This is a genomic window from Pseudomonas sp. RL_15y_Pfl2_60 (assembly GCF_963970595.1).
GTDB lineage: Bacteria > Pseudomonadota > Gammaproteobacteria > Pseudomonadales > Pseudomonadaceae > Aquipseudomonas.
Genome location: NZ_CAXAOE010000003.1, coordinates 207,328 through 233,185, shown reverse-complemented (window position 1 = coordinate 233,185; position 25,858 = coordinate 207,328). Strand labels below are relative to the sequence as shown.

Below are 25,858 nucleotides of genomic sequence, written 5' to 3'. Positions count from 1 at the left end.
GTTTTCAGTTGTATCTATAGCTCTGAGCGCTGCGGCCTTGGCCGACAGGATCCCAGGGTTGTGCATACTTTAATAACGCATTAGACGTTATAACATAACATTAATCAAAAACTTTATGAGCCCGCGAACGACACCGCCTCCAGTGAACAAGGCAAAAGATGCTGAAGCCCAGGATTAATAGGGGTTCCACGTGGAACCCCAGCAAACGGGCCTGCTGACAGGACAGGCCAGGTATTGCCTGGTAGCAAGTTAATTACAGGTTGAACAGGCGCTTGCTCTAGAATGTCTAGATGCCAAGTACAGGGCAGCCGAAGGTTTGCACCTGCACTCAAGCCACCCGAAGCAAGAAGGACAATGCCGAGGTTTGCATGCAAATTGAATTATTGGAAATACGCGATCACCTGAGCCGGTTCCCTCCCTTTGAAGGGTTGCCCGATGAAAGTCTTGATGAGCTGGCGCAAAATACTGAAGTCGGATATTACAAAGCTGGAACCGACATATTTACTTTTGGTTCTGAAATCAAAGACTTACATTACGTTCGCAGCGGCGCAGTCGAAGTTTATCGGCGCACCGGTGAGCTGTACAACCGCCTGACCGAAGGGGATATTTTTGGCCAATTTGGTCTGCTGCGTAACCACAAGGTGCGTTTCCCCGCACGGGCAATTGAAGACAGCCTGATTTATTTCATCTCAGGCCAGGTGTTCGAAAAGCTGTGTGAAAACAACGACAGCTTTGCTGACTTTGTCGAGGCAGAAGGACAGTCTCGACTAAAAGCAGCCGTCAGTTCGCAAGGCAAAACCAATGACCTGATGAAGATCAAAGTGCGCAAGCTGATCGATCGCCCTGCAGTGACCGTTGATATCAGCGCCACGGTGCGCGAGGCCGCACAGGTAATGGATGCGCACAACGTCTCCTCGGTGCTGATCGTTGATCCAACCGTTGAGTGGCCAAACTCACGCCTGACATCGGTTGCCAATCAGGCAATGCACGTCATGGTTGGCATCATTACCGACCGCGACTTTCGCACCCGCGTGGTCGCTGAAGGCTTGTCCGCCGATACGCCGATCGCCGAGGTGATGACCAAGAATCCAATCACGTTGCAGTCAGATGATTCTGTGTTTGAGGCCATCTTGTGCATGCTGCGTAATAACATTCATCACTTGCCGTTGGTGCATCGACGCCGCCCGGTTGGCGTCGTGACATTGGCCGACATCATCAAGTACGAGTCACAAAGCAGCTTGTATCTGGTCAATAACGTATTCAACAAACAATCCGTTGATGAGCTGGAGAAACTGCTACCCGATATACGCGCCACCTTCATCCGCATGGCCAACGAGGATGCCAGCGCACACATGATCGGCAGCGCCATGTCGGGGGTTGGGCGCAGTATCAGCCAGCGTTTGCTGGAACTGGCTGAACAAGAATTGGGCCCCGCGCCGGTGCCTTATAGCTTTATGGCCTTGGGCTCGATGGCACGTGATGAACAGTTGATCGTTACCGACCAGGACAACGCCCTGGTGCTCGACGACAGCTTCGACGCCAAGTTGCATGATGAGTACTTCCTCAAGCTGGCAACCTTTGTCAGCGATGGCTTGGCAGCGTGCGGCTACACCTATTGCAAAGGCGGCATCATGGCCACCAACAGCAAATGGCGCCAACCTCTGCATGTATGGAAGCAATACTTCAACGACTGGATCGACAATCCAAATCCGGAAAAACTACTCAACAGCAGCATTTTCTTTGATCTCGATAGCCTCTACGGCGAAGCCGAACTGGTTGAAACACTTAAGGATCTGCTGGCTGAACGTGCAAGCGACAGTCCAAGATTCCTTGCAGCCCTGGCCCGTAATGCCTTGAACCGTACACCGCCGCTTGGGTTCTTCCGACAGTTCGTGATGGAAACCGACGGCCAACAAAAGCACATCATCAATCTCAAGGGTCGCGGCACGGCACCCCTGACCGACTTAATACGTGTACACGCCTTGGCCTGTGGCTCAAAAGCTCAGAACTCGCTGGACCGCCTGGACGCGATCGCTGCAACCAAGCTGATCACGCCAGAAGCCATCAGTCATCTGCGTTATGCACTGGAGTTCTTGTCGCTGGTGCGCATCCGCCACCAAGCCTTGGCCCTGACCGAAGGTAAAGAAGCAGACAACTATATTGAGCCGGAAAAATTCACCTCGACTGAACGGCACAATCTCAAGGAAGCCTTTCAGGTGCTGAGCCAGGCGCAAAACTTCATGCGTTTTCGCTACCCCTACAATGCGCCGCAAAAACCCAAGCCTTCAGGGGCGCAACGATGAGCGTGTTTTTGCCTCGCGAGCCAGCGCCAAAGCCACTGGCCGCGCAGTGGCAAGAGCAGTATCAAATGCTGGCCGAACACGCCCGCGACCCACGCTTAGCGCGATTTTATCGAGCACCTATGGTCAGCGCTGATACCCCGCTCGATCAGGTACCACTGCTCGCGCTGGATGTCGAAACCACAGGCCTTGATGCGCAAAATCATTGCATCGTCAGTCTTGGCTTGATTCCGTTCAACCTCCAGCGCATTCACTGCAGCCAGGCGCGGTATTGGGTGGTCAAGCCAAAATCAGAACTGAGTAGCGAATCGATTACCTTCCATCACATTACCCACTCGGACATCCGCTATGCACCGCGTGTTGAGCAGGTTCTGGGGGAGTTGCTGGAGGCCATGTCGGGCTGTGTGGTGGTCGTGCATTACCGCAATATTGAACGATCATTCCTCGATCACGCGCTGCAACAAGCCGTTGGTGAAAGCCTGCACTTTCCAGTCATTGACACCATGGAACTTGAGGCCAGGATTCATGGCAGCCAGCGTAAGCCAAGCTGGTGGGATCGTTTGCGTGGACGCCAGCCCACCTCGATTCGCCTTGCAGACAGCCGCCTGCGCTACAACCTACCCCTTTATCAGGCGCACCATGCATTGACCGATGCACTGGCCACGGCTGAACTGTTGCAAGCGCAGATAGCCACGAATTACTCGCCGGATACAGCCATTGGTGATTTGTGGTGCTAATGGCTGCTTGATCAAACTCCATCCATTAAAAAGGCGCCACCGTTGCCGGGGCGCCTTTGCTTGAAGCCTGAACGCGTTAACGCGGTTCGGACATCAAGCCTTTGACAATGGCAATACAACCCACCAGCAGCACAACGGTAAACGGTAGTCCCGTTGACACCGCCATGGCTTGTAAGGCACCCAACCCCCCGCCAAGCAGCAGGGCAATCGCCACTACGCCTTCGGTAATCACCCAGAACACACGTTGCGGAACCGGTGCGTTGACCTTACCGCCTGCGGTGATGGTGTCGATTACCAGCGAACCTGAGTCCGATGAGGTGACAAAGAACACGATGACCAGAATGATACCGATAAAGGATGTGATTTCAGCCAAGGGCAAGTGAGCCAGCATGGCAAACAGCTTCAGCTCAAGTGCAGCATCCTTGACCCCGGCAAAGCCCTCGGTCACAAACTGGCCAATTGCAGTGCCGCCAAATGCAGTCATCCACAATACCGAAACCAGCGACGGCACCAGCAGCACCGAAATCAGGAATTCACGCACGGTACGACCACGGCTCACACGGGCAATAAACATACCCACGAATGGCGACCAGCTAATCCACCATGCCCAGTAGAACGCCGTCCAGCCCTGGGTGAAGTTGGCATCCGCACGGCCAAAGGGGTTCGACAGCGCAGGCAGGTAGGTGGCGTACGCCGCCAGATTGCTGAAGAAGCCGGTGAAAATCGCCAGCGTAGGCCCGACCACAATGATGAAGCCAAGCAGCAGCAGCGCCAGGCCCATATTGATCTCGGAAAGAACCTTAACGCCTTTATCCAGCCCTGCCAAAACAGACAGTAAGGCAATACCGGTGATGCCAACGATCAACAATACCTTGCTGGTGTCGGTAAGCGGCATGCCGAACAAGTGGTTAAGCCCTGCCAGTGCTTGCTCAGCACCCACACCCAAGGATGTGGCCAGACCAAACAACGTGGCAAATACCGCGAGAATATCAACCAGGTGACCCGGCCAGCCCCACACGCGCTCACCCAGCAGCGGGTAGAAAATAGAGCGGATGCTCAGCGGCAAGCCCTTGTTGAACGAGAACAGCGCAAGCGCCAAGGCCACAATCGCGTAGATTGCCCAAGGGTGCAGGCCCCAGTGGAAAATCGTCGCCGCCATGCCCAGTTTCGCAGCCGCCTGTGCATCACCTACCGCGCCGCCCAATGGGGCCCAGTCTGTGCGAACACCATCAGCGCCGACAGTCACGCCAGCCATTGAGGTGTCGAAGTGCGTCATGGGTTCGGCAACACCATAGAACATCAAGCCGATGCCCATGCCCGCAGCAAACAGCATGGAAAACCAGCCGATGTAGGTGTAATCCGGCTTGGCATCCATCCCACCCAGGCGCACCTTGCCCAGAGGTGAGACAATCAACGCCAGGCAAAGCACCACGAAGATGTTGGCGGCGCTGAGAAAGAACCACGCCAGGTTATGTGTCAGCCAGTCACGCAGCGCGCTGAACAGCGGTGCGACCTGGTCTTGCAGGGCCAGGGTGATAACCACGAACAGAACTACTGCAAGGGCAGAAATGCTGAACACTTTCCCGTGGATATCCAGGGAGAAAAAATATTTGCCGGTAATGTTGTCTTGCCCAATCACATAATCGGTATCGATTAGTGTGGACTTACCGGAGGGTGCAGGAATGCTATCTAAGCGCTCCTCCTGCGGATTTGTGTCATGCGAAGGGTCTTTCCCCATATTGAAATACTCCTTTTATTACATTTCGCTGACTAGTGATAAGGCGCCAACGCCCTCTTTCCCGGTAGAACACTCCGCCTGTAACTTCATGCAAAAACAAGCGTCGAACTTGCTCGAGTCAATACTCTCAAACGCATTTGACGGCCCGGAACAGCCAAAAGGGTAACAGGTCTAGGCCTTTCCTGCTGACGCCGGCCGTACAAAGGCGCTAACGTTAGCTGCGTAATAAACTAGGTGAGCTCCATAATTACTCTAGTCGTGCTTTATCAATGTCGGGATATTTAGGCAGGATTAAATATGGACATGGACATCGTTATCCCGGCATTCGCCACCTATATACTCGCCGCGATTCATATTTGCGGCTTGATCGCGGCGCTGCATGCGATATTCACGGTGCGAACCTCCCAAGGCGCGCTTGCATGGGCTATCTCACTGTTTTTCATGCCTTATCTGACACTGCTCCCCTACCTGATCTTTGGCCGCAGCGGCTTCGATGATTATGTAGAAGCCAGACGCGAGGCCGATGCAGAGATGCACGCGGCCATGTCCAAGCTGAACTGGCGACCCTGGGTCGAGGAAGCTGTGTCAGCCAGTGAACTACCGGTTTACCAACAGTTGAGAGCTCTGCCCCGTCTGGGTGATATGCCATGCCTGGCCAGTAACCATGTTGCGCTTCTGATCAACGGCGAAGCGACGTTTAGCGCGATTTTCAAGGCGTTGGCCTCAGCCCAGAAGGTCATCTTGATCCAGTTCTTTATCGTCAAAGACGACAATCTTGGTCGGCGCCTGCGCGATATATTGCTTGAGCGCGCTGCCGCCGGAGTCAGTGTTTACTTTTTGTACGACGGTATTGGTAGCCATAGCCTGCCGCGTCGCTACATCGACAGCTTGCGCAGCGGCGGCGTGCAGATGCATGCATTCCCAACGGGGGGCGGTATTCTTAATCGCTTCCAGCTCAACTTCCGCAACCACCGCAAGATTGTAGTGATCGATGGCGAGCGTGGTTTTATTGGCGGCCACAACGTCGGCGACGAATACCTTGGCCAGCGTCCACCGCTTTCACCCTGGCGCGATACCCATATCGAGATCAGCGGCCCGGTAGTGGCCTGCCTGCAGGAATCCTTTGCCGAGGACTGGTTCTGGTCAACCCGGCAACTGCCACAATTGCTGCTCGCCGACGTTTTCAGCACCGACGGCGTGATGTGCAAGCTGATCACCAGCGGCCCGGCTGACGCCCAAGAGACCTGCTCACTGATGTTTGTCGAGGCGGTGCACGCCGCGAATGAACGAATCTGGATAACCTCGCCCTACTTTGTGCCGGACGAGTCGCTGGTTGCTGCGCTGCGCCTGGCCGTTATTCGCGGTGTTGATGTGCGGATCCTGATTCCCTCGCGAGCGGATCACCGCACCGTGTTCGCCGCCAGCAACCTCTATGCCTTCGACGCGGTTCGCGCTGGAGTAAGGGTATTTCGCTATCAACCCGGGTTTATTCATCAAAAAGTCATGCTGATTGATGATTTCGCCAGCGCAGTGGGCAGCGCCAATCTGGACAATCGCTCATTCCGCCTGAATTTTGAAATCACCCTGCTGACCATTGATAAAGCTTTCGCAGCTGAAGTCGAAAAGATGCTGCTCGAAGACTTCAGCCAGAGCATCGAAATACGCAATGAAGACCGCAGGCGCGTGCATCGCCTGCAAAAGCTCGGCATGCGCATCGCTCGCCTGCTGTCACCGATCCTATAACCGAGCCATGGCTGTAACTCAGTGCAGCCGTTTCAGAAGCTCAGCAAATAAAAGGCCCGCAAGACGCGAGCCTCAATACTGCACCATCAAGCGGCTTAGTTAGCCTGTGGCTTCAGACCACCACAATCAGCGCCGACCCAACGTGCGTTGGTTTGCATGGTGCCATGCTGTTGCTTGCCCTGATGATTGAAGGTGCTGGTAACCGTGCTGGTGAACTGTTTGTCGTTGATAAAGCGCGTCTCGCCCTGCCCTTTGGCCTGCGGGCAATCAAAGGTAAACGCCCAGAGTTTGTCAGAGCGATCAGTGACCTTCTGCTTACAGCCTGACTGCTCTTGCAGCGGCAACTCGTCAGACTTGACCAGCGCTTCGCTCAGGCAGACCTGAACACCGCTATCGCCGAGCTGCACGCCTTGCTTGGCAAGCATTTGCTCCATCATCTGGCGTTGTTCAGGCGGTAGGGTTTTGAGCTTTTCGATCATCACGTCCATCGCCGGCATCTGTTGGCCATCAACCGCCATGTTACTGGTACTGATTTCCCACAAACCCGGCAAAATAGGTGCAGCGCTGGCCAGCATCGGGGTGATGCCAAGGCTGAGCACCAAGGTTTTGATAAATCGCGTGCACATAGTCTGCTCCAGAAAATCAGTTAATCGTAATTCAACCAGTCTAGCCGCTTTGGGAGCTCCTGAGTCAGTTAGCCGACTCAGTTGTTACTTCCTCTTGATAAACCTCAAGCCCACGCGCTTTATAGTTGTTCAGCGCGCTCGGGTGATCAAGGGTACAGGTATGCACCCACACACGCTTAACGCCCGGCCAGGACCAGGCAGACTCTAACGCGTGGCTGAGCAAGGGCCCGCCAAAGCCTTGGCCGAAAAAGTCTTCAGCCAGACCAAAATAAAGAATTTCGACATCACCTTCGCCACTCATTTGCAGTTCGTAATAACCGGCTATTGCACCTTTGCAGTATGCGACCCAGGTGCGGTGCTGATCGCTGTTGATCAATGCTTGCCACTGCTCATCGGTCCACACCAGTTTATCCGTCCACAACCAGGGTCCACCCACCAACTGGTAGAGAAAACGGTTGAGCTGAAATTGCTTGTGCTGGCACTCGACGACATTCAACTCAGCAGGCAATGGCTTGGCGCGCAATTGCCCGGAGCCGAGCATCTGCAGGTAATAGGTGGTGTAGGTCAGGTCACTCACAATCAAATTCTCTACAGACTGGATTAATAAGGGTGCAGACGAACAAAACCCCCACTGGCAAAACCAAATGGGGGTTCTCTCCATCATACAACCAGCGCTTGTGGCACTGGGAGCAGGTTAACTGATTAACCCTTGCCCGCACCTTTCGAGGCGGGGGAGTCGAGCTCACAACTCCAAAGTTCCAACGCGGGCTGGGACGCTTTTGGCGGGCCGAGCCATTCACTCGCAGAGTGGCAACGCTGGTTGAAACACAGTTGGTAATCCCCAGCCTCGGGGGTTCGCCCCAAGCGCAGAGGTTGCAGGGGCGCGAGCTGGCGATGGTAGTGCCAGCTGCCCTCACGCAGTACGGCGTCATCCGGTATTTCCATACCGGCGCCAGTACCCTTTACTCGCGCCTCACCGAGAACCAGGCCCTCGGCGGTGACGCGATAATCTTCTTCCCAGCGGATGTGCTCGATGGTGTGTTTCCAGGCCAGGGTGAAGTCGCTGACAGGCAACTGCGCCCACACCGCTCCAGCCAGGCCCATGCACAGACCAATCAAACCGCAGCCACCGGCTTGTTGCGCGCACGCCACAAGTGTTGGCCAAGGAACACAGCGGCCAATACAAAACCAATTTCATCACTAATTGGAGTTGCCAGGATCAGGCTCGCACCAGCGGCAAAACCCAGTATGCGTTCCCACCACGACAGCTTGAAGTTGAGGAAGCCGGTGAACACCGCCCCCCACAAACCAATGGCCACAGCCGCTTTGAACAGGGCATAAATAATCGCCAGCCAGTTATCACTCTGCATCATCAGAGCTGGATCATAGACCGCCATAAACGGCACGATGAACCCGGCGATGGCAATGCGGATCGCCCACAGGCTGATCTTCAAGCCCTTCTCTTTGGCAATTGGCGCAGCAGCAAAGCAGGCCAAGGCAACTGGTGGCGTCAGGTCCGCCATGATTCCGAAGTAGAAAACGAACATGTGCGAAACCACCAGCGGCACGCCCAGTTCAAGCAGTGCAGGCGCGGCAATCGAACTGGTGATGATGTAGTTGGGAATCGTCGGAATCCCCATGCCCAACACCAGACAGGTCAGCATGGTCAGCACCAACGACAGGAACAGATTGTCCTGACCGATCGCCAGGATGTAACCGGCGAATGTTGAGGCCACACCGGTCAGGGAAACCACACCGATGATCACCCCAACCAATGCACAGGCAATACCCACCGGCACGGCATGGCGCGCACCTTCAACCAGTGCATGCAAGCACACCGTCAATGTTTCGCGACCGCCCTTGATAAACCAGCATGTCGCAACGAGCAATGCGACCACGCCAAATACCACGGCAATACCCATCTGGAAGAAGCCGGCGCAAAGCAGGCCCAACGCCACCCAGAAGGCGATACGCATGCCGGTTGACGATACCCGCATGATGATCGCCGAACCGAGAATCACAATCGCCGTCAGTGCCAGGCCAACCATGCCCGAATACAGCGGTGTGCGTCCGGAGAACAGCAGGTAAACCAGGATGAACAATGGGATCAGCAAATACCAACGCTCTTTAACCGCTGCCCATGGATTCGGGCACTGGTCTTTTGGCAAACCATGCAGGTTGGCACGGCGCGCTTCCAGGTGAACCATCCAGAACACCGAGCCAAAGTACAGAATCGCCGGGATCAAGGCCGCTTTGGCCACTTCAAAAAACGGTACGTTAATGGTCTCGGCCATGATGAATGCAACCGCGCCCATCACTGGCGGCATGATCTGGCTGCCCATGCTCGACGTCGCCTCGACGCCACCAGCGAATGCCGATCGGTAACCGAAACGCTTCATCAGCGGAATAGTGAACTGGCCTGTGGTCACCACGTTAGCCACACCGGAACCGGTGATGGTGCCCATCAGCGCGGACGACACAACAGATACTTTCGCCGGGCCGCCAACCTTGTGGCCAAACAGGCCCATGGCAAAGTCGGTAAACAGCTTGATCATCCCGGCTTGCTCAAGGAAAGCGCCAAACAGGATGAACAGGAAGATATAGGTCGCCGAGACATAGGTCGGGGTGCCGTACAGGCCTTCGGTGCCGTATGCCAGCTGGTTGACCAATTGATCCAGGTCGTAACCACGGTGCATCAGGTCGCCCGGCAAGTACTGGCCCAGCAGGCCGTATGCCAGAAACAACGCACAGATGATTGGCAAAGCAATGCCCATCACGCGGCGAGCAGCCTCGAATACCAAGGCGATCAGCACCAGGCCGACCACCATGTCCATTTGCGTCAGGTCGCCGGAGCGATAAATCAGGTCAGCTTCAAACACCCACTGGTAAATCGCCGTGCCCATGCCAGCCAAACCCAGAATCCAGGCAGCGGGTTGCCATGGCCGGCCTTTGCCAGTGAGGGAAAAACTCAGAAAAACAACCAACAGCAAGAAGCCGACGTGAACCGCACGCAGCACCTGGCTCGACACGGGGTGAAATGCCGCCGTGGTGATTTGAAAGATGGAAAACAGCAGCGCAACGAAAAATAGCGCTTTTGGCCACTCACCAGGATTTGCTGAAAGGCCTTGATTGTTCTCACTCATGGCGATGACGCCCTCATTACGAAACGGTTGCGCAGAACCGCTAACAAAACCTACCGTTCCTTCGGAACACTGGTTTTATTAGCACCTCTGGTGCGCGAATATCAGAACAGAAATTGATCGAGGCGCACGCCTGTGCGCCTCGACTCATCAGGATTACAGTGCGCCGACTTCTTTGTAGTAGCGCTCCGCACCTGGGTGCAGCGGGATTGGCAGGTTCTTGGCAGCGGTTTCCAGCTTGATGTCCTTGGCCGCCGAGTGGGCATTACCCAAACGCTTGAGGTTTTCGAACATCAGCTTGGTCATTTGGTAGGCGGTTTCTTCAGAAACACCTTCATGGCTCACCAGGATGTTGGTGATGGCAACCGTTGGAACGTCAGCGTCCTGGCCGTCGTAAGTGCCCGCTGGGATAGCCGCTGGCTGATAGGCATCGTTACCGATTTTGGCAACCACGTCAGCCGGGACCGATACAAAGTTGATTGGCAGCGTAGCCGCCAGGTCACGAATAGCCGCCATGCCCAGGCCTGAGGACTGCAAGGTCGCGTCCAACTGGCGGTTCTTGATCAGCTCAACCGACTCGGCATAAGGCAAGAACTCAACCTTGCCCATGTCTTCATAGGTCAGGCCCGCAGCCTTGAGGATGGCCCGAGCGTTCAACTCGGTACCCGATTTTGGCGCGCCAACCGAGATGCTTTTGCCCTTGAGGTCAGCCAGGGTTTTGATCCCCGACTCCTTGCTGGCAACGATCTGGATGTAGTTCGGGTAAGTGCCGGCAATTGCCCGCAGCTTTTTCAGTGGTGCTTTGAAGCCCGCTTCTTCGACACCGTTCCAGGCATCGGCAACAGAGTCACCCAGCGCCAGCGCCAACTCACCACGACCGGCTTGCAGCAGGTTCAGGTTCTCAACCGACGCCTTGGTCGCTTGAACTGAAGTTTTCGAGCCTTCAATGCCGTTGCTGTAGATCTGCGACAGGCCAACACCAATTGGGTAGTACACACCGCTGGTGCCGCCCGTGAGGATGTTGATAAAGGTTGGGGCCGCCAGAACTGCAGTGCTTGCAGTCAGGGTTGCGGCAGCTGCGAACAGGCTTAAACGCTTGGTCAATCGCATGGATGAATCTCCGTCGTTGTTATGGCTTTATGCAGAGTTTTTCACTGTAGACGATACCCACCGCTCAGTGGCTGGCAGGGGCGTCAGATCTTATCGGGGTGTCGGAAAGAAGCTTTCGCTTACGCAAGGCAGATTACCCGGCGTACTGGAGAAGGCGTTTGCTGTTAAATGCGAATGACTTACGCAATCGGCAAGATGATTCATGGCAAACCTCTAGTCTTTCTTATTGGATTACCCGTAAACAAAAAACGGGTTACAACAACCGTAGCAGATGCCGTGCCAATGCGTGGAAGTCCCACTCTAGAAGGGTTTTAACAATTTAACAGCCAAATATCAGCAACTATCCGCCTACAAATAATTGATCATAGGCGGAAATTCGCCTATTCATCATCCTGACTGCCCGCCGGACGATAGCTGCTGCGCTGCAAGCCATGGCGCTGCATTTTCTCGTTGAGGGTACGCCGCGGTAACTGCAGCAACTCCATGACCTGGGCAATATTGCCCTGACAGTGCAGCAAGGCGTTGTGCAGGCATTGCGCTTCGAAGCTTTCCATCTGCTCAGCCAACGACTGGCTGGCAAAGGCCTCGACCGGCGCACTCAAGCCAAGCGCATGACGTTCTGCTGCGTTGATCAGCTCACGCACATTGCCCGGCCAGTCATGCCCGAGCAAACGCGCCAGCTCGGTGGCCGGTAGCGGCGACACTTCACGACCATGACGCTGCGCCGCCTCTTGGGCAAAGTGCTCAAACAGCAGCGGAATATCTTCACGACGCTCACACAAGGCGGGTATTTGCAGGGTTGCTACGTTCAACCGATAGTACAAATCCTCACGGAAACGACCTTTGCGCACCTCATCCAGCAGATCCGGCTTAACCGCGCTTATCACCCGCAAGTCCACCTGAATGCTACGGTTTGAGCCCAGGCGCTCAAGTGTCTTTTCCTGCAACACCCGCAGTAACTTGACTTGCTGCGCCAGCGGCAGGCTCTCGATTTCATCAAGGAACAGAGTGCCGCCGTCAGCATGCTCGATACGGCCAATGCGCTTGCCCTGTGCGCCTGTAAATGCACCGCTTTCATGACCAAACAGCTCACTCTCGAACAGGTTTTCGGGAATAGCTGCGCAGTTGAGCGCCACAAACGGCTTGCCCGCTCGCGCGCTGAAATCATGCAAGCAACGCGCTACCCGCTCCTTGCCACTGCCGGTCTCACCGCGAATCAGGATATTCACCGAGGTACCCGCCAGCTCAAGAATCTGCCGGCGCAGGTTTTCCATCGGCCGAGAGACACCCAGCAACTGGCTTTCAATCCGATCCTTATTGGCAAACTGCTGGCGCAATTCGCGGTTTTCACAGACCAGGCGGCGTTTTTCCAACGCCCGGCGCACGCTGTCGAGCAAGCGTTCAGGGGTGAAGGGTTTCTCTATGAAATCATAGGCGCCCTGGTGCAGGGCCTGTACCGCCATGGGCACATCGCCATGGCCGGTCACCATAATCACCGGCAGATCGCGATCAAGCTCGATCAACTTTTCCAGCAATTGCAGGCCGTCAGTGCCGGGCATGCGCACATCGCTGATGATGACACCGGGAAAATCCCGGTCGACCAAAGCCAGCGCCTGGGCGGCACTTGAGCAGGTTTGCACACTGAAACCGGAAAGCTCCAGCCACTGCTGCACGGCTTCACGGATTGCCACTTCATCATCAACAACCAACACCTGACTGCTCATACGACCTCCAACTAGAACGCGCGCAGTGTATCGCCATGAGCCTGACTTGGTAGTCTCGATTTGAACATTGCGGCAAAACTGTGAGCAGCGTCCTCCCCACTCCCTAGCCTTGAGGCTCAGGTGCAATTGGCAACTTCATGGTAAACACCGCGCCAATCGAACTGTTAGCCGCCTCTAGCGTACCGCCCAGTTCGCGCACTATGCCGTATGACACCGCCAGTCCCAAACCCAGGCCCTGGCCGACAGGCTTGGTGGTGAAGAACGGATCGAACACATGCTTTAAGTTAGCTGCGTCAATCCCTCCCCCATTGTCGGCAATTTTGAGCACGCATTGGCCCGCACAAGATTGGATAACCACATCCAGCTGCGGCGTTTCGGATCCCGTCATGGCGTCCAAAGCATTATTGAGCAAGTTGAGGAGCACTTGCTCAAGGCGAATCGCATCCCCTAAAACATGCACGTTATAGTCAACTTGACTGCACAGTTGCACATTTTCGCTACGCATTCTCGGCGCCAGCAACTGCAGCGCCTGGTCCAGAACCTCACCCAGCTGCAGACGCTCGCTGAGCCCGGCCGGACTTTTACGGGCGAAGGTTTTCAAATGGCTAGTCAGTGATGCCATGCGCTCCAGCAAGCCATCAATACGTTGCAAGCCGGCGTAAGCATCTGCCTGACGGCCGCTGTCCAACAGCAAGCGCAAGCTGCCCAGTTGCATGCGCATGGCCGTCAGCGGCTGGTTGACTTCATGGGCCATCGCCGCTGACATCTGGCCCAAGGCCGCCATCTTCGCGGCGTGTACCAAGCCATCCTGAGCCTCACGCAACTCAGCGGTGCGCAAGCTAACTTCCTGCTCCAGGCGCTCGCGAATATTGGCTTGCAAACGATGATTCTTGCGGCGCTGAAGCAGAAACAGCAGTAAAAACGCCAGGGTCATCCATACACCTGCGCCAGCCAAGCGATAGCTACGCACACTGTCGACCACGCTTTGCGGCTCGATCAGCAGATACAGATTCCAACCCTCATCCGGCAATTGCTGGCTTTGCCAGAGATAATCCTGTTTACCGTCCGGGCCGTCGACCGTCCGCCACTGCGACTCAGGGTTAATTTGCAGCCGCAGCTTGCTTGGCAGTGGCTTTAGCGCTTGTTCGGCATATTTTCGTACCTCAATCAGCTCATTTCGCGCCTGATCACTCAATTCACTCAATGCCCTGAAACGCCATGCGGGGCGATTGCTCAATATGACCACGTTATAAGTATCGGCCACCAGCAAGATGCCCGATTGTTCAACCCATTCGCGCTGCAGTTCTTCAAGCTCAAGCTTGACCACCAATACGCCCAGCACTTGATCCTGGTCATCAAGCACTACATGGGACAGAAAATAACCAGGAATTCCAGTGGTTACCCCTACCGCAAAGTAACGCCCGGAAGATTGCTTCAATGCGTCGCGAAAATAGGGGCGAAATGCATAGTTATTGCCGACAAAGCTGCTCCACTCACGCCAGTTGCTGGCTGCCAGCGTATCGCCCTGGGCGTTTAGCAGATAGAGCACATTGGAGCCCGCCGCACGATTAAGTTGCTCCAGACGGTGATTGAGCGCTGCGCGCAGCAGCAGGTCATCCGGTGAGCTGAGCACCGCTTTGATATCGCTGTCGAGTGACAGCACCTCAGGTACCGAGCTAAAGCGCTCGACCAAGGTGTGTATGGATTGCGCATACAGCTGTAATTGACCGCGTGCCTCGATGCTACGCTCCTGCCAGGCACGTTGCTGTGCATAACGCCCGGCCAGCCAAATACTGGCAAGCAGGCCAATAGCGATCAGCAAGACGGTAAATCCAACGCGGTATCGAAGAAAAAAAGCTGGCATGCACCGATCATCTCAACAAGGTTGCAGCATGTTAAGACAAACGTGCCGCTGGCGGTGCATTAACGCCAGCGACAAGGCTCGCGGTGGGGCAATACTCAAGCGTAGATATCAGTACGCGACCAAGGCAAATCATGGCTGCCATCGTGCTGTGGCTTAACGGCGAGTATCTGATGCAGGTTCATCCAGCCCTGGGCAAACCCGTAAGCACAGCCGGCCAAATACAGACGCCAGATGCGCAGTGCTTGCTCCGGAACCATGGAAGCCGCTTTATCCAACTGCGACTCAAGCCTTTCACTCCAGAAGTTCAAGGTGCGTGCGTAATGCAGGCGCAGGCTTTCAACATCAACCACCTCCAACCCGGCATCGCTCAATACGCCAGTCATGGTTGATAGGTGGGGCAGCTCGCCATGGGGGAAAACATATTTGCCGATAAAATCGCCAGCGCCATAGCCGACCGCACGGCCATCGGTGTGACGCGCGGTAATACCATGGTTCATCACCAAGCCGCCCGGCTTAACAGCCCCGAACAAGCACTGGCAATACTGCGCCAGGTTGGCGTAGCCAACATGTTCAAACATACCGACACTGACCACTTTGTCGAACCGGCCATCCTGCGGCAGGTCACGATAATCCATCAATTGCAGCTCAACTTGTTGCTCCAAGCCTTGCTCGGCGACACGCTCACGGGCCAGTTTCAGCTGCTCGGCACTTAGGGTGATACCGAAGACCTGTGCGCCAAATTCGCGGGCCGCCAAACGTGCAAGGCCGCCCCAGCCACAGCCGACATCAAGCAACTTGTCACCAGGCTGCAGGCGCAGCTTGCGGCACAACAAGCGCAGCTTGGCCAATTGCGCCTGCTCCAAGGATTCATTGCCGGTTGGGAAATAGCCACAGGAATAAACCATCTCCGGATCGAGCCAAAGCGCATAGAACTCATTGGATAGGTCGTAGTGATAGCTTATTGCAGCGGCATCGATCGCTTTGTCATGCAGCTCATGCTCGACCACCGCCGGGCTGTCTTCGGGTATCAGCGCCTCACTAAGCCCCACCCCGATCTTGATGATGTCGCTTATCTGGCCTTCTAGCTCGACGCGGCCTTCAACGTAGGCCCCGCCTAGGATATCCAGACGTGGCTGGGACAGTTGCGTGACCAGGCTGGGGTCTTTGATCACCAACGTAACCCGGGGCTGAGGGCCGAGATCAAGCTCTTTGCCGTCCCACAACTTCAAGCGCAGCGGCAATTGCAAGCTGCGCAATACTGGCGGTATGGACTGAATCATGTGAACCTCCGCTTTTTGCTGACAACAAAAAGCGTAGCTCAGCTTAATGCGGGATAAAGCTATCGACCTGATAGATAACCGGCTCACCTATGTGACGCTGCAAAGTACCATCAGCCAGCCATTGGCGTATCCAGGTGATCGCCTGGGCCATGGCGTTATCACCCAGAGGTGCCAGATCGGCACAGAGCTCAGCAAAACTGCCGCCTTGCACAGCCATTTTGTAGAGCGCGCTGGCTTCATCAGGGGCCAGGGTGCGATAGCGGCTGATCAGCCCATCTCGCCAAATAAAGCAGACGGACTCCTGCTCCAGCCCATGGCTGCCAGGAAACTCCGTGTCTTCCTTGAGTGCGCGCCACAAGGCCATGGTGTTGTAGCGCAGGGTTTGCCACTGCACGCTTGGCAGAAACCGCGTTTGCAGATTTGGCCACTCATCGGCCTGCAAGCCGGCCAATACAGCCTCGGTTAGCGGCTCGCCGTCTGGCGCATCAAATGACAGGGTAAATGCCCATTCAAAACGCGCAAGCTCAGCCAGCGGCTCAGCCTGCTCGGGGATAAGATGCGCCTCGATAAACTCGGCAAACCTGGCGCCTAGCCAGCGCAGGCTGAAATGATCAGGCGGATAAGCATTGATATAGGCCAACGCCAGCGCATCGAACTCTTCATCGCCCATCCAGCCGTGCACCGCAGTGTAATCGCCACGCAGGGTTTCGATCAGCCGAGCGCGATAGGCATTGTGATAAATCGCCAAGCCCAGGTCGACATCAAGGTTGGGGCTACCCACCAGCGTGGCGCGCAATTGATCATTGGCGAGCGAATCAGCGCCCAGCAAATAGGCTTCAATTTCTTGCTGCCACTGATTCAGCCGCATAACGACTCCGTTTGAAGGGCTCTTGCGCCGAGCTCACGCGCCTTTTGCAGCTCGGCCATCAACTCGGAGAATGGCGGATAGTGATCATCACGCTCAATCATTGTCGCGACCGGCCCCAGGTGTTGGATGGTCCGCTCGTAGAGCTGCCAAACCGGGTCACACACCGGGTGGTCATGGGTGTCGATCACGTAATTGCCGTAATCGGTATGTCCGGCCAAATGCAGCTGGCGAATTTTATCCACAGGCAAACTGCTGATGTAGGTCCAAGGGTCAAAACCATGGTTACGGGCACTGACGTAAACGTTGTTCACGTCCAGTAGTAGCTCGCAGCCGGTGATTTCAGTCAGGGCCGAGAGAAACTCCCACTCAGAGTATTTATCCCCGGCGCTGCGGATATAGGTTGAAGCGTTTTCAAGCACCAGTGGGCGCTCGATCACGTCCTGTACTTGGCGAACTCGCGCCGCGACGTGCTGCAGGCTTTCATCGGTGAAAGGCAGTGGCAGCAGATCGTGCAAGTGATGGGCGTTACCGCGGCTCCAGCACAGGTGGTCGGAAATCCATTGCGGTTTGACCCGCTCTGCAAGTTGCTTGAGACGCTTGAGGTAATCGCGATCCAACTCGTGCGGACCGCCAATAGACAGCGAGACACCGTGCATCACAATTGGATAATGCTCGGCAACCGCGTCCAGGTGATAAAGGGCTTTGCCGCCCTCAACCATGAAATTTTCAGAAATCACCTCGAACCAATCGACATCAGGTCGTTGCTCGAGAATTTCTTGATAGTAGGGAATTCGCAATCCCAGACCGTAGCCAAGACTAGCTGACATGCCACGCTCCTCGGATGGATATAGTGAAATTGGACCTGTTCAATAAAATTGAAGCCACCATCAACTGATGGCGGCTTTCAATTGCAAGGGGCTTATTCCTCGCCAACGCGGCCTTTGGCAGCATTGCAATCAGCCAACGACATAGCTTTGAAACCGTGACCTTTGCAGATGCCTTGGCCTTTACAGGCGTTTTCAGCGGTTTTGCAATCATTCTGGCCTTTGCAGGCATTTACGCCATAGCAATGAACAGGCGATTCTTCTGCGACAACAACAGTGCTGGCCATGGTTGCAAACATGGTTGCAGCAGTGAACGCGATAGCAGCACCGGTAGCAGCAAGTGTAGTTTTGTTAGTCATGTGCACATCCTCGGATTATTTGTAATACGCCAGTCGCACAACATTTGTTAAACGCGACGTATCACTAGAGAGGGATAGACCATATTCGTTACAACGTCATTTAAAAAAACTTCGCAAAACCGTCCCCAACATCAGTCCGCGTACCAGACCATAGGCAAAGGCCTATAGCCAGTGGTTCTGCGCCCCCGCAAAGAACCCAGAGGCGTGGCGTAACGGCGGCGAACTTATTCACTTGGCTGCGTTCAACATAACAGGCCTGACTGCATTGCCGGTACTGATCTGTATCAACAATGAAACACATCAAATTGATGGCGCCTACTGTTTACGCAGCTTTACGGTTTTTAGCCTGTACCTGTTTCATCCGTGCAACACCTGGCTAAGACCGAGCTAGGCAAGGCTTGGCACGGATAACCTCAATACCACTGGCCAACAATGTTTCATTGATGAAACACCCTGCGCCGCCCTGCCTGCTACAAACAACTCCAAACCTCTGATATTCCAATACAAATCAATTCCGGCACGACTCCTGCGAACACTCCAGCACAACCAACCGAAGAGTTGTCACTGCCAAGAGCTGTATAAGGAATTGATGTCATGGAACCTAGTTCAAGGTCATTCCAATCCTCACTACTGGCCATAACGCTGGTGATGCTTTCAAGCGTCTACGTTGCACCTACGTTCGCCCAAGACGGCATTATCGTATTGGGTCGCCAGGTTCAGCCGCGCCTTGCAACGCACCCCACTGATATTCCCGACCCCAATCCAACGGTGGTCAATACCAACATTTCTCGGCAAGTCGTCACGACAGTCAATGGCAGCATGAACAACACCCAAATGGGCATGGGTGGCGAACTGGCTGACTCAGACTTTGCCAACATCACAACTGGCTCCAGCATCAACTCAATGGTCATGCCCAACGGCAGCCTGCCGGGTTTCAACGCACTCGGCACAGACCAAGCCAACCATCAAGGCGCCACCAACACCGGCTCAGCTGGACATTCAGGTGGCAATGCCGGCAGTGGCCTGGGCAACACCATCAACAGCACCGTTCAACGCGGGCTGGCCCCACTGAACATGCTGACCGGGGGCCAGTGAGATGAAAACCCTACCCGTGTTAATCACGCTCGCTATTTGCAGTGCCGCGCTTTCTACCACGACGCTGGCCGAAACGATCAACCAAGCCAATATCACCAACAGCGCCAGTCACTACCAGGGCGTTGTTTCGGTCAACCAAGCGGCTGGCGAATCACAACAGCAAAGCAATGCAAGAGCGCTGGCAATTGGTAACGGGGCCAGCGCTTCGACCCAACAAATTCAAAACCTGAATATTAATAACGTCGACAGCTCTCAAGACGCAGGCGTGGCCATTGGGGCTGGCGCATTCAATTCAGGTAACGGCGTCCTCGGTATCAACCAATCCGCAGGAGCAGGAACACAACAGGCCAATGCATTGAGCATCAGCGTGAGTTCGGGGCCAACCAGCCTGGATGACTCGGTGCTGTCGCAAAGCGTGGCCATTACACAAATCTCAGGAACAGTTGCGCCCTCCACTGGGGAGCGACACGTAGCAACCGATGACACTGCGTTTGTCGGGAGCCGTGGAGTCGTGCAATTGAACCAGAGTGCTGGGGTCGGGAACCGCATGGGGAACAACCTCAGTATCAGGGTCAGTGATTAACCCTGAGCGCAACACAAGTGAGTAAGTCCTAAGTCCAACACAGCAAGGCAAGGAGATACACCATGAAAACTAAAATGGTAGTAATGACGCCGCTGGCACTCGCTTTGGCAGTAGCCATGGCAGCGACAACCGTACAAGCTGATCAAAAAAAATCCTGGTTCCCTGAAACAGGCGCATCCGCAACTGTCGACGATACCCAGATCATCAAAAATAACGGCGTACGAAACGAAGGCACTGAAAACGCTGCAGGCGTTGATGACGTTGGGGCAGGCGCCTCAGGTAACGTCGGGATCAACGTTGTTGCAGGTACCAATAACCAACAAGCCAACGCCGCAGCACTTGCCAGTGCTGATGCAAGCTTTGTGTTCGGTACCGCCGAAGCGTCAACCACTGTGAACCAGAAGTTGACCAACAACGGCGTGAAAAACTTCTCCAACCCAAGCACAGCAGCGCTTACCAACTCGCTTAACGGCGCCAGTGGTAACGTCGGTGCCAACATTGCAGCTGGTACTTATAACCAACAGAAAAACGACATGGCTGCAGCCGTCTCTGCCGGCGCGTTCTCTACCGCCAGCAGCACAGCCACTCAGTCTATTTCTGGCAACACCACCAACAACAATGCCACCCTTGACTATGGCTCTGCGAAAGTCACCTTGGGCATGGCCGCTATTGGTGGCTACAAAGGCAAGTCTGACCAGATTGGTGATGTCTATCTCGACTCGTGGGAAGGCGAAGGTCACCCAGGTGGCTCCAACACTGGCCACGTAGACCTGGATAGCGATGCACAAGGCGCTCAAGACCTTAACAAAGACGGCGGCGCACTGGCCTTCAACGAAGAAGGTGTGATCGGCCTGCTCGGTGTGGTCTCAGGCAATATCCCGGTTGTAGCTGGCTTCAACACTCCAGTGGTTAACACTGCAGTGCTCAGCGGCTCACTGAACCGTGTTTCGGGTAATGTCGGTGTCAACGTGGCGGCGGGTGCTGGTAACCAGCAAAGCAACTCCCTGTCGATTGCTGCAGGCTGCACCTCGTGCCCAGCTGGCGGTTCTGGCGGCGGCGAGTCGCTTCGCTACTAAGCAAGTCCTGGGGACTCCGGAGGTTTCGGAGTCCCTTTCTTTTACAAGGACTGACTTATGCGCACCCTTCTCGTTGTCCTGATCATGCTGGTTTGCCCTGCATCCTACTCTGCTCAACTGGGCTTTCCGGTGCTACCGGGTGGTGCCTTGGCATTCAAGAACGTCGAGAGCTTTCGCGAACGACGCTTTAGCAATCTGATTGAACAAAAAACTGATTTCAGCTGCGGCGCTGCATCCTTGGCGACCATTCTGTATCAGGGTTATCGCTTCGACATCAATGAACAAACCGTGATCGAAGGCATGCTGCAACAAGCAGACCTCGACCTGGTTCGCAGCCAGGGTTTCTCAATGCTCGACATGAAGCGTTATGTCGAAGCCATTGGCCTGCGCGCCCGCGGTTATCGCATTCCTGCCGAACAACTTGAACAAATCAAAGTGCCGGTGGTGGTGCTGATCGATGTGCGCGGCTACAAGCATTTCGTGGTGCTGCAGAAAACCGAAGACAACTGGGCCTATATCGGCGACCCGGTCTTGGGTCACAAGCGCTACAAGCTCGAGGAGTTCAAGCAAGGTTGGAACGGTATCGTTTTCGCAGTGATTGGGGCTGGCTATGACCGCAATAACCCACTCACTGACCCGCCGCAGCCACTGACTGCGCGCAATCGGCTGGATCGCTTCAAACCGGTGAATGATGCCGAGTTGATGGAGTTCGGCTTTATACAAAGTGACTTCTTTTAATGGAGCACGACATGAAGACTCAACTGTGTATGGCAACCATCTGCCTGGCTGCCAGCCTGCCACTTCACGCCACAGGACTCTTTGTTCCTGCTGAACTGAGTGATCAGGAGTTATCGCAACTACGGGGCCGCTATGTGCTGCCTGGAAGGATCGTCAATTTTGGTGTGACCATGGCCAGCACCTGGCAAAACGCGAGCGGTCAGGTACTCGGCGCCAAGGTCAATATGCAAATCCAGCAGAACATGCCCAAGCCAGTGTTCAATATCACCACTTTCAATGAGGGCAACAATGATGCAGCGGCTGCAACTATTGCCGCCGGTGTTTCTAACTCGCCTGCCACACCTGCTCCTGGAACGGGTCAGCTAAGCGGTGGCAACAGCCTGAACAATGTTCAGGGCGTGGTGCAAACCACCCGGTCCGCAGGTGATTTGAACACCAGCTACAACAACCTCGACATTGATGTTACCCACGGCAATACAGCACCTGCGGTGATGTCCGGTTCACAAGTTGTCAGCCGTGTACAAACCAGCGACGCCGGTACGGTCAGGGTCAGCCCAATGGGCGGCGGCTTGCAACTGGCGATCGATGCCAGCGGCCAGGGCGCGAGCCTGCAACAGCTTGGCGCTGGCGGTGCCGTGCAACGTACCGACATTTATGGCTCACGCAACGTCGTAACTAATTTCGCTGCGCTCAACGTATTGCTCAAAGAAAATATGCCGACGGCGAATGGTTTGAATTGCAATTGGAACCAACTTAACAATTTGCGTCCAACAGGGCTGTAAATATCGTCTAGGCTGGATTTGTGACTGATCTGAAACGGAAGTCTTACCATGCCGAAGCACCTGTCAGTATGCTTGGTTATGTGTGCGGCTAGCGCTGTTACGGCCCCCAGCTTGATGGCCGCAACTGATGCTGAAGTAGACGCATTAAAACAACAACTAGAACTACTCAAACAACACTACGACGCGCAACAAAAAGCCCTGATGGTGCTTGAGCAACGACTCAAACAAGTTGAGTCGCAACCGGTTCAAAAACCACTGCTGCGCCCGATTCCTGCAACTGGACGCAGCGAGACTGTGGCCAAGTCAGGGGATGCCGGTTACGGCACCAGCCTGCAAGATGATGCAGCGCCAGCACGCAGCGTTGAGAACATCTACAACGAGGCCAGTGGCTTCTTCGGTACGGGCACCTTCAGTTTCGAAACAGGCCTGACCTACAGTCACTACGACAGCAGGCAACTGTTTCTTAACGGCTTTTTGGCCCTCGACACCATCTTTCTCGGCAACATCGGTGTCGACCAGATTAACTCTGACACCTTAACCCTCGACCTGACGGGTCGTTATAACTGGCATGACCGCTGGCAGTTCGACCTCAACGTGCCCGTGGTGTACCGTGAAACCACATTTGAGTCGGCTGGCGCGGGCGGCGCGAGCACATCCATCTCTGAAGAAACCGTCACCCGCAATCCTGAAATCGGCGATGTCAGCGCCGGTATCGCCTATAAGTTCCTGACTGAAACAGAAAGCCGCCCAGATGCGGTGCTGAGCCTGCGAGTCAAGGCGCCTACAGGTAAAGACCCTTACGGCATCAAGCTGCAACAGGTGCCGGGCAACGACAACCTGACCGTTCCTGAAGAGCTGCCAACTGGTAATGGCGTGTGGTCAATCACCCCAGGTATATCGCTGGTCAAAACCGTTGACCCAGCCGTGCTCTTCGGCAACCTGTCGTACACCTACAACCTGGAGGAAGACTACAGCGACATCAGCTCCACCCGCGGGGTCAAACAACCCGGAACGGTGCAGCTGGGTAACTGGTTCCAATTCGGCTTAGGCATGGCCTTTGCGCTTAACGAGCGCATGAGCTTGTCGATGTCTTACTCGCAACTGCTTTCACAAAAAAGCAAGGTCAAAGCTGAAGGTCAAAGCTTCACTTCAGTGCCAAGCAGTGACGCCAATGCGGCGTATTACAACATCGGCATGACCTATGCGTTCGATGAAAACCTGAGCATCGTGCCCAATCTGTCAATCGGCCTGACACCTGATGCCCCGGATTTCACCTTCAGCATCAGATTTCCCTACTACTTCTAAACCAAAGTCGCAGGCTTGAGCGGAGTTTATTTCGCTCAAGCCTGCGTACGCCTACCATGCAGTCAAACAGGCTGGATTGAGGTGAGTTGGTTGTGGATACTCAAGCAATACTCTGGGGTTTGCTGTTCGGGTCGATCGGCTTGGGCTTTTTTATCTACGGCCGCAAGTACAGTAAAACCATGCCTTTTGTTTGCGGATTGGGGTTGATGGTGTTTCCGTACTTCATAAGCAACACCATGCTGCTGATTGCGACCGGCTGCGCTCTGATGGTCACGCCCTATTTTTTCAGAGGTTGAACCATCAGCGAATCTGGTGCTTATGCAGCAAGCGATAGAATGTCGGCCGGGAAATACCCAAGCCACGCGCCGCCTGGCTGCAGTTTTCTGGATACTTTGCCATTGCATCACTAAGCGCCTGAATCTCTGCTCGGCGCTTGTAGTCTTCCAGGGTTCCAAGCCGTTCAATCAGCACGCTGCTTTGTTCAAGGCCAAGATCCTTGGCTTCAATCTGGCGCCCTTCAGCCAAGACCAAGCCTCGTCGTACCCGGTTGGCCAGCTCTCGCACATTGCCGGGCCATTTATGCTCGGTCAGCTGCCTCAAGGCATCCTCACTGAAGCGCTTGGCCCGCCGACCCGTTTCGGCGCTGTACAAGCTGGCGAAGTAGTTTGCCAGCATCGGAATGTCAGCCACCCGCTCTTGCAAAGCAGCGGTATGCACCTGCAGCACATTGAGACGGTAATAAAGGTCTTCTCGGAAGCTGCCATTCTTGATCGCAGCTTCAAGGTCGATATGGGTTGCAGCCAGAACCCTGACATCAACCGATATCGGCTGGCTCCCGCCCACACGCTCAATCTGTTTCTCTTGCAGAAAACGCAGCAGGTTTGCCTGCAACTCAAGGGGTAAATCACCAATTTCATCAAGGAACAGGGTGCCACCGTCTGCCGACTCAATCCGGCCGATTTTGCGCTGGTGCGCACCGGTAAATGCCCCTTTCTCGTGGCCAAATAATTCTGACTGAATAAGGTGCTCGGGAATGGCCCCGCAGTTGATCGCAATAAAGGGCTTTGCTGCCCGACTCGAACGACGATGCAGCGTTCTTGCAACTAACTCCTTACCGGTACCGCTTTCACCACGAATCAACACAGGTGAATGCGTCGGCGCTATTTTGGCCAACAGTTTGCGTAAATCCCGGATTGGGCTGCTCTGCCCAAGCAACTCATTTTCATGATCAACCGTAGTGCCGCTTTTGCGGCCACGCAACCTGGCCATGCCGTAGGCTCGGCCCAAGGTCACATGCACCCGGGACACATCAAACGGCAAGGTGTGATAGTCAAAAAACCACTCGCCCACAAACTCACCCAGGGCATTTACCGAGGACAGCAAATCAGGGCTGAGTACAGCAATCCACTCGGTACCGCTGCGGCTTAACAGTTGCTTGATTGCAGCCGGACGACGCAAATGCGCTTCATTGAGCCGGATCAAACCGACATCACAGTTGCGCTCCTCTGCATGCTCAAGCATGCAGCCTTCCACGGTCCAACCTGCTTCTCGAAGACTCGGTAACAGCGAGCGGCAATCATCACATGGATCGACGACCAAGAGGCGCCGCGGTGCACCCGTATCATTAAGCATACCTTTCCTTGGCGCCAAATAATTAACGTTTTTAATCAAAGGCTTAGGCGCGAGTACAGTTACACTAGCAATACTTTAGATAGTGACTTGGAACAATTCACACTAAGGCGCTAACGCTAAATAACTAGCCGTTCAAAACAGCCTGATTTAGAGGTTAAGTGAGTGAAATAACTGTATTTTTTGTGACGCAGTTCCGCTACACACGCACCGCTGGTGCGGCAGGCAGATGTGGTTGAGGTCAGGATGTTGGACGAAACGAGATACTCAGGCAGCGTAGTCCAAAACCAGCAGGTCTCTAGGCGCAAGTGCAGCACTTGGCAGAACATAAAGCCCT

Annotated in this window: 23 protein-coding genes; 10 read left to right on the top strand and 13 right to left on the bottom strand. The window is 54.9% G+C overall.

All coding sequences use genetic code 11. The features are described 5' to 3' along the window. The first annotated feature begins 368 nt into the window (after positions 1-368). Positions 369-2,303, top strand: a complete 1,935-nt coding sequence (locus tag AACY26_RS10000) for a DUF294 nucleotidyltransferase-like domain-containing protein (protein ID WP_339513553.1) — start codon at positions 369-371, stop codon at positions 2,301-2,303. Beyond that, positions 2,300-3,037 carry a 3'-5' exonuclease gene (locus AACY26_RS09995; RefSeq protein WP_339513551.1) on the top strand — a complete coding sequence of 246 codons (738 nt, stop codon included), beginning with the start codon at positions 2,300-2,302 and terminating at the stop codon, positions 3,035-3,037. Before AACY26_RS10000 ends, AACY26_RS09995 begins: the two co-directional genes overlap by 4 nt. Positions 3,038-3,113: 76 nt before the next feature. On the opposite strand, the gene AACY26_RS09990 is transcribed toward AACY26_RS09995, so the two are convergent. After that, positions 3,114-4,775, bottom strand: a complete 1,662-nt coding sequence (locus AACY26_RS09990; protein WP_339513549.1) for a BCCT family transporter — start codon at positions 4,773-4,775, stop codon at positions 3,114-3,116. A 303-nt stretch (positions 4,776-5,078) separates the two neighbouring features. Here AACY26_RS09990 and cls point away from each other — a divergent pair, with 303 nt between their 5' ends. Then, on the top strand, positions 5,079-6,518 hold the full coding sequence (gene cls / locus AACY26_RS09985) for a cardiolipin synthase (RefSeq protein ID WP_339514095.1): 1,440 nt from the start codon (positions 5,079-5,081) through the stop codon (positions 6,516-6,518). A 95-nt stretch (positions 6,519-6,613) separates the two neighbouring features. On the opposite strand, the gene AACY26_RS09980 is transcribed toward cls, so the two are convergent. The 11 genes from AACY26_RS09980 to bufA2 form a co-directional block, all read right to left on the bottom strand. Then, positions 6,614-7,144, bottom strand: coding sequence for a DUF3617 domain-containing protein (locus AACY26_RS09980; RefSeq protein ID WP_339513547.1), 531 nt, complete (start codon positions 7,142-7,144; stop codon positions 6,614-6,616). A gap of 64 nt (positions 7,145-7,208) precedes the next feature. Further along, entirely contained in the window at positions 7,209-7,721 is a 513-nt protein-coding gene (locus AACY26_RS09975) for a GNAT family N-acetyltransferase (RefSeq protein WP_339513545.1), read from the bottom strand. 125 nt (positions 7,722-7,846) lie between these two features. Next, complete coding sequence (locus AACY26_RS09970; protein WP_029529562.1) at positions 7,847-8,263, bottom strand: DUF1850 domain-containing protein; 417 nt, start codon at positions 8,261-8,263, stop codon at positions 7,847-7,849. Continuing rightward, on the bottom strand, positions 8,260-10,287 hold the full coding sequence (locus AACY26_RS09965; RefSeq protein WP_339513543.1) for a TRAP transporter permease: 2,028 nt from the start codon (positions 10,285-10,287) through the stop codon (positions 8,260-8,262). The genes AACY26_RS09970 and AACY26_RS09965 overlap by 4 nt, the downstream gene beginning before the upstream one ends. Before the next feature lie 153 nt (positions 10,288-10,440). After that, positions 10,441-11,394 (bottom strand): TAXI family TRAP transporter solute-binding subunit, encoded by a 954-nt coding sequence (locus AACY26_RS09960; protein ID WP_339513542.1) that lies wholly within the window; start codon positions 11,392-11,394, stop codon positions 10,441-10,443. A 380-nt stretch (positions 11,395-11,774) separates the two neighbouring features. After that, complete coding sequence (locus AACY26_RS09955; RefSeq protein ID WP_339513541.1) at positions 11,775-13,118, bottom strand: sigma-54-dependent transcriptional regulator; 1,344 nt, start codon at positions 13,116-13,118, stop codon at positions 11,775-11,777. Positions 13,119-13,221: 103 nt separating this feature from the next. Further along, positions 13,222-14,982 (bottom strand): sensor histidine kinase, encoded by a 1,761-nt coding sequence (locus AACY26_RS09950; protein WP_339513540.1) that lies wholly within the window; start codon positions 14,980-14,982, stop codon positions 13,222-13,224. Between the two features lie 95 nt (positions 14,983-15,077). Then, positions 15,078-16,262 (bottom strand): C17 cyclopropane fatty acid synthase CfaB, encoded by a 1,185-nt coding sequence (cfaB, locus tag AACY26_RS09945; RefSeq protein WP_339513538.1) that lies wholly within the window; start codon positions 16,260-16,262, stop codon positions 15,078-15,080. A 43-nt stretch (positions 16,263-16,305) separates the two neighbouring features. After that, a complete protein-coding gene (locus tag AACY26_RS09940; RefSeq protein ID WP_339513536.1) occupies positions 16,306-17,130 on the bottom strand; it encodes a DNA-binding domain-containing protein in 825 nt (274 codons plus the stop codon). Continuing rightward, positions 17,121-17,957 (bottom strand): MNIO family bufferin maturase, encoded by an 837-nt coding sequence (gene bufB / locus AACY26_RS09935; protein WP_339513534.1) that lies wholly within the window; start codon positions 17,955-17,957, stop codon positions 17,121-17,123. The genes AACY26_RS09940 and bufB overlap by 10 nt, the downstream gene beginning before the upstream one ends. A 92-nt stretch (positions 17,958-18,049) precedes the next feature. After that, the gene (gene bufA2, locus AACY26_RS09930) at positions 18,050-18,313 is read right to left on the bottom strand and encodes a BufA2 family periplasmic bufferin-type metallophore (RefSeq protein WP_339513532.1); all 264 of its coding nucleotides are present in this window, start codon (positions 18,311-18,313) and stop codon (positions 18,050-18,052) included. A gap of 594 nt (positions 18,314-18,907) precedes the next feature. Between bufA2 and AACY26_RS09925 the strand changes: the two genes are divergently transcribed. From AACY26_RS09925 to AACY26_RS09895, 7 genes are all read left to right on the top strand, one after another. Beyond that, positions 18,908-19,408 carry a hypothetical protein gene (locus AACY26_RS09925; protein WP_339513530.1) on the top strand — a complete coding sequence of 167 codons (501 nt, stop codon included), beginning with the start codon at positions 18,908-18,910 and terminating at the stop codon, positions 19,406-19,408. A 1-nt stretch (position 19,409) separates the two neighbouring features. Further along, positions 19,410-19,991 carry an adhesin gene (locus AACY26_RS09920; RefSeq protein ID WP_339513528.1) on the top strand — a complete coding sequence of 194 codons (582 nt, stop codon included), beginning with the start codon at positions 19,410-19,412 and terminating at the stop codon, positions 19,989-19,991. A gap of 62 nt (positions 19,992-20,053) precedes the next feature. After that, positions 20,054-21,067, top strand: coding sequence for a hypothetical protein (locus AACY26_RS09915; protein WP_339513526.1), 1,014 nt, complete (start codon positions 20,054-20,056; stop codon positions 21,065-21,067). Between the two features lie 57 nt (positions 21,068-21,124). Next, positions 21,125-21,805: a C39 family peptidase gene (locus AACY26_RS09910; RefSeq protein WP_339513524.1), complete on the top strand. Its 681-nt coding sequence runs from the start codon at positions 21,125-21,127 to the stop codon at positions 21,803-21,805. 11 nt (positions 21,806-21,816) lie between these two features. Beyond that, the gene (locus AACY26_RS09905; protein WP_339513522.1) at positions 21,817-22,587 is read left to right on the top strand and encodes a hypothetical protein; all 771 of its coding nucleotides are present in this window, start codon (positions 21,817-21,819) and stop codon (positions 22,585-22,587) included. Between the two features lie 48 nt (positions 22,588-22,635). Then, positions 22,636-23,892, top strand: coding sequence for a transporter (locus AACY26_RS09900; RefSeq protein WP_339513520.1), 1,257 nt, complete (start codon positions 22,636-22,638; stop codon positions 23,890-23,892). A 92-nt stretch (positions 23,893-23,984) separates the two neighbouring features. Next, positions 23,985-24,188 (top strand): hypothetical protein, encoded by a 204-nt coding sequence (locus AACY26_RS09895; RefSeq protein ID WP_339513518.1) that lies wholly within the window; start codon positions 23,985-23,987, stop codon positions 24,186-24,188. Between the two features lie 4 nt (positions 24,189-24,192). Here AACY26_RS09895 and AACY26_RS09890 read toward each other — a convergent pair whose 3' ends face one another. Continuing rightward, a complete protein-coding gene (locus tag AACY26_RS09890) occupies positions 24,193-25,524 on the bottom strand; it encodes a sigma-54 dependent transcriptional regulator (protein ID WP_339513516.1) in 1,332 nt (443 codons plus the stop codon). Between the last annotated feature and the right edge of the window lie 334 nt (positions 25,525-25,858).